The sequence below is a fragment of the Zoogloea sp. GW822-FHT05C07 genome (genome assembly GCF_058800215.1).
Map to the genome: position 1 here is coordinate 4,835,869 of NZ_CM179510.1, position 12,509 is coordinate 4,848,377.

13 protein-coding genes are annotated in these 12,509 nt (G+C 66.6%); 7 read left to right on the forward strand and 6 right to left on the reverse strand.

Translation table 11 applies throughout. From position 1 onward, the window contains the following. Positions 1 to 771: an enoyl-CoA hydratase gene (locus AC3QL2_RS22275; protein WP_493232504.1), complete on the reverse strand. Its 771-nt coding sequence runs from the start codon at positions 769 to 771 to the stop codon at positions 1 to 3. Between the two features lie 194 nt (positions 772 to 965). On the opposite strand from AC3QL2_RS22275, the gene AC3QL2_RS22280 reads away from it, so the two are divergent. From AC3QL2_RS22280 to maiA, 6 genes are all read left to right on the forward strand, one after another. After that, a complete protein-coding gene (locus AC3QL2_RS22280) occupies positions 966 to 1,766 on the forward strand; it encodes an IclR family transcriptional regulator (RefSeq protein WP_493232505.1) in 801 nt (266 codons plus the stop codon). 70 nt (positions 1,767 to 1,836) lie between these two features. Beyond that, on the forward strand, positions 1,837 to 3,072 hold the full coding sequence (locus tag AC3QL2_RS22285) for an MFS transporter (protein WP_493232506.1): 1,236 nt from the start codon (positions 1,837 to 1,839) through the stop codon (positions 3,070 to 3,072). 98 nt (positions 3,073 to 3,170) lie between these two features. After that, positions 3,171 to 4,247: a 4-hydroxyphenylpyruvate dioxygenase gene (gene hppD / locus AC3QL2_RS22290; RefSeq protein ID WP_493232507.1), complete on the forward strand. Its 1,077-nt coding sequence runs from the start codon at positions 3,171 to 3,173 to the stop codon at positions 4,245 to 4,247. A 5-nt stretch (positions 4,248 to 4,252) separates the two neighbouring features. After that, complete coding sequence (locus AC3QL2_RS22295; protein ID WP_493232508.1) at positions 4,253 to 4,801, forward strand: VOC family protein; 549 nt, start codon at positions 4,253 to 4,255, stop codon at positions 4,799 to 4,801. Between the two features lie 89 nt (positions 4,802 to 4,890). Then, positions 4,891 to 6,207, forward strand: a complete 1,317-nt coding sequence (fahA, locus tag AC3QL2_RS22300) for a fumarylacetoacetase (RefSeq protein ID WP_493232509.1) — start codon at positions 4,891 to 4,893, stop codon at positions 6,205 to 6,207. Between the two features lie 11 nt (positions 6,208 to 6,218). After that, positions 6,219 to 6,857, forward strand: coding sequence for a maleylacetoacetate isomerase (gene maiA, locus AC3QL2_RS22305; protein ID WP_493232510.1), 639 nt, complete (start codon positions 6,219 to 6,221; stop codon positions 6,855 to 6,857). Between the two features lie 136 nt (positions 6,858 to 6,993). On the opposite strand, the gene AC3QL2_RS22310 is transcribed toward maiA, so the two are convergent. From AC3QL2_RS22310 to badH, 5 genes are all read right to left on the reverse strand, one after another. Continuing rightward, positions 6,994 to 7,680, reverse strand: coding sequence for a nitroreductase (locus AC3QL2_RS22310; RefSeq protein WP_493232511.1), 687 nt, complete (start codon positions 7,678 to 7,680; stop codon positions 6,994 to 6,996). Between the two features lie 156 nt (positions 7,681 to 7,836). Further along, positions 7,837 to 9,012: an acyl-CoA dehydrogenase gene (locus tag AC3QL2_RS22315; RefSeq protein ID WP_493232512.1), complete on the reverse strand. Its 1,176-nt coding sequence runs from the start codon at positions 9,010 to 9,012 to the stop codon at positions 7,837 to 7,839. A gap of 88 nt (positions 9,013 to 9,100) precedes the next feature. Then, positions 9,101 to 10,252: an acyl-CoA dehydrogenase family protein gene (locus AC3QL2_RS22320; RefSeq protein ID WP_493232513.1), complete on the reverse strand. Its 1,152-nt coding sequence runs from the start codon at positions 10,250 to 10,252 to the stop codon at positions 9,101 to 9,103. A gap of 70 nt (positions 10,253 to 10,322) precedes the next feature. Further along, positions 10,323 to 11,105 (reverse strand): 2-ketocyclohexanecarboxyl-CoA hydrolase, encoded by a 783-nt coding sequence (badI, locus tag AC3QL2_RS22325; RefSeq protein WP_079435991.1) that lies wholly within the window; start codon positions 11,103 to 11,105, stop codon positions 10,323 to 10,325. A 47-nt stretch (positions 11,106 to 11,152) separates the two neighbouring features. After that, positions 11,153 to 11,920 carry a 2-hydroxycyclohexanecarboxyl-CoA dehydrogenase gene (gene badH / locus AC3QL2_RS22330; protein WP_493232514.1) on the reverse strand — a complete coding sequence of 256 codons (768 nt, stop codon included), beginning with the start codon at positions 11,918 to 11,920 and terminating at the stop codon, positions 11,153 to 11,155. 115 nt (positions 11,921 to 12,035) lie between these two features. Here badH and AC3QL2_RS22335 point away from each other — a divergent pair, with 115 nt between their 5' ends. Next, positions 12,036 to 12,506, forward strand: a complete 471-nt coding sequence (locus AC3QL2_RS22335) for a MarR family winged helix-turn-helix transcriptional regulator (protein WP_493232515.1) — start codon at positions 12,036 to 12,038, stop codon at positions 12,504 to 12,506. Positions 12,507 to 12,509 lie beyond the last annotated feature (3 nt).

Consider the following 12,509-nt stretch of genomic DNA (forward strand, 5'->3'; position numbering starts at 1 on the left):
TCATTCCCCCGTGAATTCCGGTTCGCGCTTGTCGAGGAAGGCATGCATACCTTCCTTCTGGTCGCGGCTGGCGAAGAGCAGCTGGAAGGCCTTGCGTTCGAGCATCAGGCCGGTGTCGAGGGCGGCGTCGGCGCCGGTCAGCAGCACCTCCTTGATCTGCGTGACAGCCAGCGGCGGGCGGCGGGCGATCAGTACGGCCAGCTCCAGCGCCCGGGCCTGCACGTCGGCGTCGGCCACCACCTCGCTGACCAGGCCCATCGCGTCGGCCTCGCGGGCGGACACCGGCAGGCCGGTGAGCACCATCTTCATGGCCTTGAACTTGCCGACCGCGCGGGTCAGGCGCTGGGTGCCGCCGGCGCCCGGCATCACGCCGACCTTCACTTCCGGCTGGCAGAAGGACGCGCTTTCGCCGGCAACGATCAGGTCGGCGTGCATGGCCAGCTCGCAGCCGCCGCCCCAGGCGAGGCCATTGACCGCGGCGATCACCGGCTTCGGGCAGTCGGCGATGGCCTGCCACAGCAGGTGGTTGTTGCGCAGCAGGATCTCGATGGCGCCCCGATCGGCCAGGTCGCGCAGGTCGGCGCCGGCGGCAAAGACGGTGTTGCCGCCGGTGAGGACGATGGCGCGGATGTCCGGATCGGCGCCCAGGGCAGCGAAGTGTTCGGCCAGGCCGCAGCGCACGGCCTGGTTGAGGGCGTTGCGGGCTTCCGGGCGGTTCATGCGGATCACGGCCACATGGGGCGCCGGGCGTTCGACGACAACTTCGTTCATGCCTATCCCCGATTTGTATTTGTTCCGCTGTGCAGAACGATGTATTTAAAAATGGAACATAGGCAAACCTTAGCGAGTTTCTTGGGGGCTGTAAACGGGATTTGTTCTGCTGTGCGGATTTGTGTTCCGAAAAATTGACGAGGATGTTCCGCTGTGCGAACCTCGGCTTCATTCTTGTAAGCCGGCAGAAGGTGATGGACGACGCCCAGAAGTTCGATGACGACGAAGAGAGCAAGGACCGCCAGTTCGTCAATGCGCTGGCACGGGGACTGGAGCTGCTGCGCTGCTTCCGGCCCGGCGAGCCCTACCTGACCAATGCGGAACTGGCCCGGCGGGCGGGGATTCCGAAGGCCACCGTGTCGCGCCTGACGCACACGCTGACCAAGCTCGGCTACCTGGCCTATTCCGAGCGCCGCGGCACCTACCAGTTGGCCTCCGGCGTACTGGCCCTGGGCTATGCGCTCCTGTCCAACATGGATGTGCGCCAGATCGCCCGCCCGGCGATGGAGGAATTGGCCGAGTATTCCCAGGCCTCGGTGTCCATCGGTGCGCGGGACCGCCTCAACATGGTGTACATCGAGACCTGCCGCAGTACTGCCAACGTCACGCTGCGCCTCGACGTGGGTTCGCGCATCCCGCTGGCCACCACCGCGATGGGGCGTGCGCTGCTGTGCGGCCTGCCCCAATCCGAGCGGGATTACCTGATGGACCACATTCGCCAGAAGGACGAGGAGAACTGGCCGCGCATCAAGGCCGGAATCGAGGAAGCCTTCCGCTCCTACGAGGAGCGGGGCTTCTGCGTGTCGGCGGGCGAGTGGCAGAAGGATGTGCACGCGGTGGGCGTGCCGCTGCTCGGCGTGGAAGGGGAGCGGGCGATGGCCTTCAACTGCGGCGGCCCGGCTTTCCTGCTGCCGCGGGAGCAACTGGAGGCGGATATCGGCCCGCGCCTGGTGGCGCTGGCCAACAAGGTGAAAGCCGACCTGGGGCGGGCCTGAGCATGGCGGCCGTGCTGCTCGCGCAGCCCGCCGGCGAAGGCCAGGATGCAGTTCCGCGTGGAGTGGAACGATGACGGCCGAGGCCGCGTCCGCCATGCCGGCGCCGTCGCGGGCCTTCCTGGTCGGGCGGGTCTTCCTGCCCTTCGCGCTGGGCTACTTCCTGTCCTACATGATGCGTACCGTCAACGCGGTGATCTCGCCGGACCTGACGCGGGAGCTGGGCCTCAGCGCGGCGGACCTGGGCCTGCTCACCAGCACCTACTTCCTGGCCTTCGGGCTGGCCCAGATCCCGGTCGGCATCGCCCTTGACCGCTACGGGCCGCGCCGCGTCGAGGCGGGCCTGCTGCTGCTCACCGCGCTGGGGGCGGCGGTGTTCGCCACGGGGCAGGATCTGCCGACGCTGGCCAGCGGGCGCGGGCTGATCGGCCTTGGCGTGTCGGCCTGCTTGATGGGCGGGCTGAAAGCCTTCACGCAGTGGTTTCCGCGGGAGCTGCTGGCATCGATGACTGGCTTCATCATGTCGAGCGGGGCCCTCGGCGCGGTGACGGTGTCGGTGCCGCTGCACGCCGTGCTGCCCTACATCGGCTGGCGCGGCGCCTTCTGGGCGGTGGCGGCACTGGCGGCCGTAGGGGCGGCGGTGATCTTCTTCCGCGTGCCGGAACAGCCGGCCCATGCCAGCGGCGGCCTGCAACTGGCCCTGAAAGGCGTGATCCGCGTGCTGAAGACGCCGGCTTTCTGGCGCTATGCCGGGCAGTCCGCCTTCTTCACCGGCGGCTTCATGGCGCTGCAGGGCCTGTGGGCCGTGCCCTACCTGATGCACGCCAACGGCTACACCCGTGCCCACGCCGCCGACCACCTGTTCTGGCTCAACATCGGCATGCTGGCGGGGCAGCTCTCCATCGGTGCGCTGATGGCCCGCCTGGCGCGCCGGGGCGTGACGCCGCTGCGCCTGATGCAGGTCGGGCTGTTCCTGACGATGGGGGTGGAGGCGCTGATCATCGCCCGCATCGGTCCGACGCTGCCCTTGTGGGCGGCGCTGGGCGTCACTGCGGCGACCAGTGCGCAGATGTACGGCGTGGTGGCCGGGCTGTTTCCGCTGCAGCTGTCCGGGCGGGCGACGGCGAGCATCAACCTGCTGGCTTTTGCCGGCGCCTTCGCGGTGCAGTGGGGGCTGGGCGGCCTGTTCGACAGCCTGCGCGCCGGCGGCTTCGAGGCGGCGCTGGCGATGCAGCTCGCCTTAGGGCTGCTGCTCGTCGCTCAGGTACTGAGCTTCATTCCCTTGCTGGGTGCCCGTCAGGGGCATTGAGAAAATCGGGGAGCTTCTACCGAGGGCTGCTGTCTAGAGCGTGAAGGGCAGTCGGCGTGATCATGTTCAGCCTGCCCAAAACCGGGGAGGAGGCGCTCATGCCGGATCTGTTCGACAACCCGATGGGCCTGATGGGCTTCGAGTTCGTGGAGTTCGCGTCGCCCACGCCCCAGGTGCTGGAGCCCCTGTTCGAGAAAATGGGCTTCACCCTCGTCGCGCAGCACCGCTCCAAGGACGTGGTGCTGTACCGCCAGGGTGATATCAATTTCATCGTCAACCGCGAACCCGGCAGCATCGCCAGCTACTTCGCCGCCGAGCATGGGCCGTCGGCCTGCGGGCTGGCCTTCCGCGTACGGGATTCCCACCGGGCCTACAGGCGGGCGCTGGAGCTGGGCGCCCAGCCGATCGACATCCCCACCGGGCCGATGGAGCTGCGCCTGCCGGCCATCAAGGGCATCGGCGGCGCACCGCTCTACCTGATCGACCGCTTCGATGACGGCAAGTCCATCTACGACATCGATTTCGAGTTCCTGCCCGGCGTCGAGCGTCACCCCAAGGGCCACGGCTTCACCCACATCGATCACCTCACCCATAACGTTTACCGTGGTCGCATGGCGTTCTGGGCCGGCTTCTACGAGCGGCTCTTCAACTTCCGCGAGATCCGCTACTTCGACATCAAGGGGGAATACACCGGCCTCACATCCCGCGCCATGACGGCGCCGGACGGCCTGATCCGCATTCCCCTCAACGAGGAGGCGGGCAAGGGCGCCGGGCAGATCGAGGAGTTCCTGATGAAGTTCAACGGCGAGGGCATCCAGCACGTGGCGCTCCTCACCGACGATCTCATCGCCAGCGTCGACGCGCTGCAGATGGCCGGCATCCCGCTGATGGGCGCACCCAACGACATCTATTACGCGATGCTGGAGGAGCGCTTGCCCGGCCACGGCGAGCCCGTGCCGGAACTGCAGGCGCGCGGCATCCTGCTCGACGGCTCCACTGCTGGCGCAGAGCCGCGCCTGCTGCTGCAGATCTTTTCCGAGACCCTGCTGGGGCCGGTGTTCTTCGAGTTCATCCAGCGCAAGCACGACGAAGGCTTTGGCGAAGGCAACTTCAAGGCCTTGTTCGAATCCCTGGAGCGCGACCAGATCCGGCGTGGCGCCCTGACTGCGGAGTAGATGAAATGCTGATCAAGCGCATTCACCATGTGGCCTACCGCTGCATCGACGCCAGGCAGACGGTGGAGTGGTACGGAAAGCACCTGGGCATGAAGTTCGTGCTGGCCATCGCCGAGAACGAAGTGCCCTCCACCAAGCAGCCCGACCCCTACATGCACGTTTTCCTGGATGCGGGGCAGGGCAACATCCTGGCTTTCTTCGAGCTGCCGACCCAGCCGCCCATGGGGCGGGACCCCAACACCCCGGCCTGGGTCCAGCATCTGGCGCTGGAAGTGGATTCGGTGGACACCCTGCTGGCCGCCAAGGCCAGGCTGGAGTCCGAGGGGATCGATGTGCTGGGCCCCATCGACCACACCCTTTTCAAATCCATCTACTTCTTCGACCCCAACGGCCATCGCCTGGAGCTGGCGGCGAATACGGCGAAGCCCGAGATGTTGCAGAAGCTGGACGACGTGAAGCAGGTCATGCTCGACGAGTGGGCAGTCACGAAGCGGGCGCCCCGGCATGCCGCTTGGCTGCATGCCGGCAGCGGGGCCAGCGCGACCGAGCCCTGATTCCGGTACATCCTGCCATGTGTCACGGGACGCAGTAAGGCCGCACGTAACGCGGAATCCGTTGTTGATCGCCACCGGGAATCCAGACGATGAGCCTGCTGAACGAAACCCATGACCCGGCGCTGCAGAGCTGGGTGACGTCGGCCAATTCTGCCGGTGGCGACTTCCCCATCCAGAACCTGCCTTTTGCGGTGTATCGGCGAGCCGGGTCGGCCGAGGCGTGGCGCATCGGCATCGCCATCGGCGAGCGCATTCTCGATCTGCCCGCTGCAGACGCTCATGGCGTCTTCGCCGGGGAGGCGGCGGAAGCGGCCAAGGCCTGTACCGAAGCCAGCCTCAACCCCTTGATGGCCCTGGATGCGGCCATGTGGTCAGCGCTGCGTCTGGCGCTGTCCCGCCTTCTACGCGCCGGCTCGGAGGGCGAGCCGGCACTCCGGGACTGCCTGATGGCGCAGGCCGAGGCCGAATACAAGCTACCGGCGACCATCGGCGACTACACCGATTTCTACACGTCGATCCACCACGCGACCCGCGTCGGCCGACTGTTCCGCCCCGACAACCCGCTCTTGCCCAACTACAAGTGGGTGCCCATCGGCTACCACGGACGCAGTTCGTCCATCGGCGTGTCCGGGCAGGTATTCGCCCGTCCCCTCGGCCAGACGCTGCCGGCAGGGGCGACCAGCCCGATCTTTGGGCCGAGCCGGCGTCTGGACTACGAGCTGGAACTCGGCGTCTTCATCGGCAGCGGCAACGAGATCGGACAACCCATCCCCATCGACGAGGCCGACGGGCACGTATTCGGCTTGTGCCTGCTCAACGACTGGTCGGCGCGTGACCTGCAGGCCTGGGAATACCAGCCCCTGGGGCCGTTCCTGTCGAAGAGTTTCGCGACGACGATCTCGCCGTGGATCGTCACGCTGGAAGCGCTGGCGCCGTACCGCGTGAATTGGCTGCGTCCGGACGATGATCCCCAGCCGCTGCCTTACCTGGCGTCGCCGGCAAACCGTGCAAGGGGCGCGTTCGACATCCAGCTTCAGGTGCTGATTGAAACGGCCCGCATGCGCGAGGCGGGTGAGCCGCCCGCAGCGTTGTCGCGGACCAGCTTCAGGCACGCCTACTGGACGATTGCACAGATGGTCGCCCACCACACGGTCAACGGCTGCAACCTGCGACCGGGCGACCTGCTGGGCAGCGGAACCCAGTCCGGGCCGGCTCCCGAGGAGGCGGGCTCGCTGCTCGAGCTGACAGTCGGCGGCAAGCAGGCGCTCGTGCTGCCCAATGGAGAAGCGCGGACCTTCCTCGAGGATGGGGATGCGGTGTTGATGCGCGCCTGGTGCGAGAAACCGGGCGCTGCGCGGATCGGCTTTGGAGAGGTCGTGGGCCGGGTGCTGTCGGCTGCGGCCTGAGGAGGAGTGCCATGCGACAGCTCTACAGTTATTTCCGCAGTTCCGCGTCCTGCCGGGTGCGGATCGCCCTCAATCTCAAGAGGCTGGATTACGACACCGTGCCGGTGCATCTGGCCAAGGGCGTGCAGCGCAGCGCGGGCTACCTGGCGACGAATCCGGCGGGGCTGGTGCCGGCGCTGGTCGACGACGGCCATGTGCTGACGCAATCCCTGGCGATCATCGAGTACCTGGACGAGCTTCATCCGGAGCCGCCGCTGCTGCCGGGGAGCGCCGCCGACCGCGCGCGCATCCGCGCCATCGCGCAGACCATCGCCTGCGAAATCCACCCGCTCAACAATCTCGGCGTGCTCGGCTACCTCCGGGATGCCCTCGACGTGGACGAGCCGGCCAGGAACGCGTGGTACTGCCACTGGGTCGAGAAGGGGCTGGCCACCGTGGAAAGCCTGCTCGCCGATCCGCGGACCGGGGCCTTCTGCCACGGCGATGCGCCGACCCTCGCCGATTGCTGTCTGGTGCCGCAGGTGTTCAATGCCCGGCGCTTTACCTGCCGGCTCGACCATGTGCCGACGGTGATGCGGATCTTCGACAGGTGCATGGCGCTGGAGGCATTCCAGCGCGCCGCGCCGGCAGCCCAGCCGGACGCGGAATAAGAGCGAAGGCAGGCGCAATCCCTAGCATTGAAAAAAGAAGACCGGTGAGCTGTCGAGGGCCCACCGGCCGAAGTTCCGTCGACCTTCAACGACGGGAGGGAGAGATGCTGCGGGCGGGAAGCAGGCCGCCGCAGGTTCAGCTGTGGAAGCGCACGAACTCCTCCAGCGGCGCCCGCTCGCTTTCCAGCCCGTTTTCGGGCGCTTCGGGATCGGCGTAACCCAGCGCGATGCCGCAGACGAGTTGCTCGTTGTCATCGAACTCCAGCAGGCGCGCGATGATGCGGTGGTAGTCGATCCATGCCGCCTGGGCGCAGGTGGCGAGGCCGCGGGCGGTGGCGGCGAGCAGGATGTTCTGCAGCAGCATGCCGCAGTCGATCCAGCTGCCCTGGGCGAGGCGGCGGTCGATGGTCAGGATCAGGGCGACCGGCGCGTCGAAGAACGTGAAGTTGCGGCGCGTCTGGGCGTGCATGCGCGCCTTGTCGCCGCGGGGAATGTCCAGCAGGCGGTACAGTTCGCCACCGAGCTTGCGGCGGCGGCTCTGGTGGGGCTCGGAGAACTGGGTCGGGTAGTAGTGGTATTCGGCCTGGTGGCTGGCGTCGGCGGCGTCGAAGGCGGCACACACTTCATCCACCAGTTGCTGGCGCAGGCCGCCGGTGACGACGTGGAGGTGCCAGGGCTGGATGTTGTTGCCGGACGGCGCGCGAGCCGCGACCTTGAGGATGGCCTCGATGCTCTCCCGCGCCACCGGCGTGGGCAGGAAGGCGCGGATGGATTTGCGTGCCGTGGCGATCTGGTCGAAGCAACTTGCGGTGTCGAAGGACATCGGACAACTCCAAAAAATAGCGGGGTGCGGGGCGGCACCCCGCCGTCAGCCGACGCAGGCCAAGTGGAGATGGTGCGGACGATTTGCGCTGCAACCCTCAAGGAAACCCGCGCTGCCACAGGTTTCCTTGTCCCTTGCTGGGTCGGGTAAGCGCCCTCAGTTGGCGAAGGCGGCGATGCCGGTGATGGCGCGACCGAGGATCAGCGCGTGGATGTCGTGGGTGCCTTCGTAGGTATTCACCACTTCCAGGTTCACCAGGTGGCGGGCCACGCCAAACTCGTCGGAGATGCCGTTGCCGCCCATCATGTCGCGGGCCATGCGGGCGATGTCGAGTGCCTTGCCGCAGGAGTTGCGCTTCATGATGGAGGTGATCTCCACCGCGTCGATGTGCTCATCCTTCATGCGGCCCAGGCGCAGGCAGCCCTGCAGGCCAAGGGTGATCTCGGTCTGCATGTCGGCCAGCTTCTTCTGGATCAGCTGGTTGGCGGCCAGCGGGCGGCCGAACTGCTTGCGGTCCAGCGTGTATTGGCGGGCCCGATGCCAGCAGTCTTCCGCCGCGCCGAGAGCGCCCCAGGCGATGCCGTAGCGGGCCGAGTTGAGGCAGGTGAAGGGACCCTTGAGGCCGCGCACCTCGGGGAAGGCGTTCTCCTCGGGGCAGAACACTTCGTCCATGACGATCTCGCCGGTGATCGACGCGCGCAGGCCGACCTTGCCGTGGATGGCCGGGGCGGACAGGCCCTTCCAGCCCTTCTCCAGCACGAAGCCGCGGATCTTCCCGGCGTCGTCCTTGGCCCACACCACGAACACGTCGGCCACCGGGCTGTTGGTGATCCACATCTTGCTGCCGCTGAGGCTGTAGCCGCCGTCCACCTTGCGGGCACGGGTGATCATCGAGCCGGGGTCGGAGCCATGGTTCGGCTCGGTGAGGCCGAAGCAGCCGATCCATTCGCCGGTGGCGAGCTTGGGCAGGTACTTGCGCTTGGTGGCTTCGTTGCCGAATTCGTTGATCGGCACCATCACCAGGGACGACTGCACACTCATCATCGAGCGGTAGCCGGAATCCACCCGTTCCACCTCGCGGGCGATCAGGCCGTAGCTCACGTAGTTGAGGCCGGCGCCGCCGTATTCCTCGGGGATCGTCGGGCCGAGCAGGCCCAGTTCGCCCATCTCGCGGAAGATCGCCAGGTCGGTGTGCTCGTTGCGGAAGGCCTCGAGGACGCGCGGGGCCAGCTTCTCCTGGGCGTAGGCCTGGGCGGTGTCGCGGATCATGCGCTCCTCGTCGGTGAGTTGCTGATCGAGGAGAAGGGGGTCGTCCCATTTGAAGTTCATCATCGTCTCTTCCTTGTGTGCGGCGTTTCGAGTTTGTTTATTTAGCGAATTATTCGTGAAGGATAAAGGGGCAGGGCGCCGCCGGTACGCCTCAGGTGTGTTCGCGGATCATGTTGCGGGCGATCACCAGTTGCTGGATCTGCGTCGTGCCCTCGAAGATGCGGAACAGGCGCACGTCCCGGTAGAAGCGCTCGATGCCGTATTCGGCCAGGTAGCCGGCGCCGCCGAAAACCTGCACCGCCCGGTCGGCGACACGGCCGCACATCTCGGAGGCGAACATCTTGGCGCAGGCCGCTTCGGTGCCCACGTCGAGGCCCTGGTCGCGGCGGCGGGCGGCATCCACCACCATGCACTGGGCGGCGTACAGCTCGGCCTTGCTGTCGGCCAGCATGGCCTGGACCAGCTGGAATTCGGCGATCGGCTTGCCGAACTGCTTGCGCTCGCAGGCGTAGCGCAGCGCGTCGTCCAGCATGCGGCGGGCCACGCCGACCGACACCGCGGCGATGTTGATGCGTCCCTTGTCGAGCACCTTCATGGCGGTCTTGAAGCCGACGCCTTCCTTGCCGCCGATCAGGTTGGCGGCGGGAATGCGGCAGTCCTCGAAGATCACGTCGCAGATGTGGGCGCCTTTCTGGCCCATCTTCCTGTCGATTGGACCGAGGGACAGGCCCGGCGTGCCCGCTTCGACGATGAAGGCGGAGATGCCGTCGGCGCCCTTCTTGGCGGGGTCGGTGCGCGCCATCACCGTGAAGATGCCGGCTTCGGGGGCGTTGGTGATGTAGCGCTTGGTGCCATTGAGCACGTAGAAGTCGCCGTCGCGGACAGCGGTGGTGCGCAGGCTGGCCGCGTCGGAGCCGCTGTCGGGCTCGGTCAGCGCGAAGGAGCCGATGATCTCGCCGGTGGCCAGCCTGGGCAGGTAGTGAGCCTTCTGGGCGTCGCTGCCGTCGATGATGATGCCTTGGCCGCCGATGCCGTTGTTGGTGGCGAACAGTGAGCGGAAGCACGGCGAGGTGTAGCCGATCTCGAAGGTGGCCAGCACTTCTTCTTCCATCGTCAGGCCCATGCCGCCGTGTTCCTCGGGGATGGACAGGCCGAACAGGCCCAGTTCGCGCATCTCCTGGATCAGTTCATCGGGAATCCGGTCGGTGTCGGCGACGATGGCCTCGTGGGGGATCAACCGTTCCCGCACGAAGCGGGAAATGGTGTCGAGCAGCAGATTGAGGGTTTCCTGGTCTCTGATCATGATGCGTGTCCGGTTGGGAGCTGGGAAGTGCGCTCGCGGCGGGGGCGAAGGACGCCCCCGCGCACGAAGCTCAGCGCACGTACTTGCGGAACTCGGGTTTGCGCTTCTCGCGGAAGGCATTGCCGCCCTCGGCGGATTCCGGGGTCTCGTAGTACAGCTTGAGGGCGTGCATGGCCAGGCCGCCCATGCCGCGGATCATCTCGGTATCCACGTTGAAGGACTTCTTGGCCAGCGCGATGGCGGTCGGGCTCTTCTCGACGATCTCGTCGCACCATTTCTTCACTTCGGCGTCGAGCTGGTCCTGGGGCACCACGGCGTTGACCAGGCCCATCTGCAGGGCTTCCTGGGCGGTGTAGCGGCGGCACAGGTACCAGATCTCGCGGGCCTTCTTCTCGCCGACCACGCGGGCGAGGAGGGCGGTGCCGAAGCCGGGATCGACGGAGCCGACGCGCGGGCCGGCCTGGCCGAGCTGGGCGTTGTCGGAGGCGATGGCCAGGTCGCAGATGGTGACCAGCACGTTGCCGCCGCCGATGGCGTAGCCATTGACGCGGGCGATGACCGGCTTGTTGCAGTCGCGGATGGCGCTCTGCACTTCCTCGATGGGCAGGCCGATAGTGCCGCGGCCACCGTAGCCGCCGTCCTGGGTGCCCTGGTCGCCACCCGTGCAGAAGGCCTTCTCGCCGGCGCCGGTGAGCACCACCACGCCGATGCTGCGGTCGTAGTCGGCGTCCTTGAAGGCGTGGATCATCTCCTCGCAGGTGTTGGCGGTGAAGGCATTGAACTGCTTCGGCCGGTTGATGGTGATGGTCGCGATGCCGTCGGCCTTGGTATAGAGGATGTCGCGGTATTCCATGTTGTGTCTCCTTGATCCTTGGGTGTTCGTGTGGGGTTTTGGGGCGCTCAGCCGGCCATGGTCAGGCCGCCGGACACGCTGATGACCTGGCCGGTGATGAAAGAGGCTTCCTCGCTGGCGAGGAACAGCACTGCGCCGGGCAGGTCTTCCGGCTGGCCGAGGCGGCCGAAGGGGATGGCTTTGGCCAGGGCGCCCTTGAGCTTCTCGCCCTGTTCGCCTTCGCCGGCGAAGTCGCGGAACAGCGCGGTGTCGGTGGGGCCGGGGCACACCACGTTGACGTTGATCTGCTTGCGGGCCAGCTCGCGGGCCATGGTCTTGGAGTAGGACAGCAGGCCGCCCTTGCAGTAGGCGTACACCGCTTCGCCGGAGGAGCCGACGCGGGCCGCGTCGGAGGCCACGTTCACCACCTTGCCGGCGCCGCGTTCGTACATCCCCGGCAGCACCGCGTGGTGCATGTAGAGCGGGCCGTACAGATTGACGGCGACGATCTTGTCCCACAGGGCCTTGTCGGTCTTCAGGAAGGGCGCGGCGTGGTCCCAGCCGGCGTTGTTCACCAGGATGTGGGTCGGGCCGAGCTGCTGTTCCGCGGCCTTGACCGCGGCGACCACCGATTCCTGGCTGGTCAGGTCCACACCGAAGGCCGCCGCGCTGCCGCCCTTGGCGCGGATGTCGGCAACCAGCGTCTCAGCGGCGTCCTTGTTGATGTCGAATACCGCCACCAGCGCGCCTTCTTCCGCGAAGCGCCGGCAGATCGCTGCGCCGATACCGCCCGCGCCGCCGGTGACGATGGTGACTTTCCCTTTGATGCCTCGCATGCTGTTCTCCTTTGTCGAATGTGTATCTTGGGTATTTATGGTTTGGGGTCGTCCCCGTTGCGCTTGCGTGCTGCTTTGCGCTTCAATGCGGCATCCACCGCACCGTCCTGCATCGATGACCGACCTCACCACCGAAAAAAGCCTTGCCGGCATTGAGATCAACAACCGCTTGTTTTTCCGGCTTTTTCAGGCTGCCAACACGCTGCACACCAAGGGCACGCAAGCCCTTGACGACTTCGGCGTGACGACGCAGCAGTGGTCGGTGCTGGGCGCGCTGTCGCGTCCGCAGGCGGCGGAAGGGATGAGCGTCAATGAGTTGTCCCGCTATCTGCTGGTGAGCCGCCAGAACCTCACCGGCCTGCTCAACCGGCTCGAGCGCGATGGCCTCATTGAGCGCATCACCGGCGCCGAAGACCGGCGTGAGCGCAAGGTGCGCCTGAGCGCCAAGGGCACCGAGCTGTGGAAGTCCCTCGCGGATCCCATCCACACCTTCTACGACGAGGCCCTGAAGGGCTTCTCCTTCGACGACCGCCTGGCTTTCATCCATTACATCAACCTCCTGCAGCGCAACATGTCCCAGCTCTGAGGC

What these genes read in the sequence shown, in the direction of transcription:
- badH (WP_493232514.1), bottom strand. Translation starts at nt 11,920, where the DNA reads ATGCGAGGCATCAAAGGGAAAGTCACCATCGTCACCGGCGGCGCGGGC.
- hppD (WP_493232507.1), top strand. Translation starts at nt 3,171, where the DNA reads ATGCCGGATCTGTTCGACAACCCGATGGGCCTGATGGGCTTCGAGTTC.
- AC3QL2_RS22320 (WP_493232513.1), bottom strand. Translation starts at nt 10,252, where the DNA reads ATGATCAGAGACCAGGAAACCCTCAATCTGCTGCTCGACACCATTTCC.
- badI (WP_079435991.1), bottom strand. Translation starts at nt 11,105, where the DNA reads ATGGAATACCGCGACATCCTCTATACCAAGGCCGACGGCATCGCGACC.
- AC3QL2_RS22280 (WP_493232505.1), top strand. Translation starts at nt 966, where the DNA reads ATGGACGACGCCCAGAAGTTCGATGACGACGAAGAGAGCAAGGACCGC.
- AC3QL2_RS22295 (WP_493232508.1), top strand. Translation starts at nt 4,253, where the DNA reads ATGCTGATCAAGCGCATTCACCATGTGGCCTACCGCTGCATCGACGCC.
- maiA (WP_493232510.1), top strand. Translation starts at nt 6,219, where the DNA reads ATGCGACAGCTCTACAGTTATTTCCGCAGTTCCGCGTCCTGCCGGGTG.
- AC3QL2_RS22335 (WP_493232515.1), top strand. Translation starts at nt 12,036, where the DNA reads ATGACCGACCTCACCACCGAAAAAAGCCTTGCCGGCATTGAGATCAAC.
- AC3QL2_RS22285 (WP_493232506.1), top strand. Translation starts at nt 1,837, where the DNA reads ATGACGGCCGAGGCCGCGTCCGCCATGCCGGCGCCGTCGCGGGCCTTC.
- AC3QL2_RS22275 (WP_493232504.1), bottom strand. Translation starts at nt 771, where the DNA reads ATGAACGAAGTTGTCGTCGAACGCCCGGCGCCCCATGTGGCCGTGATC.
- AC3QL2_RS22310 (WP_493232511.1), bottom strand. Translation starts at nt 7,680, where the DNA reads ATGTCCTTCGACACCGCAAGTTGCTTCGACCAGATCGCCACGGCACGC.
- AC3QL2_RS22315 (WP_493232512.1), bottom strand. Translation starts at nt 9,012, where the DNA reads ATGATGAACTTCAAATGGGACGACCCCCTTCTCCTCGATCAGCAACTC.
- fahA (WP_493232509.1), top strand. Translation starts at nt 4,891, where the DNA reads ATGAGCCTGCTGAACGAAACCCATGACCCGGCGCTGCAGAGCTGGGTG.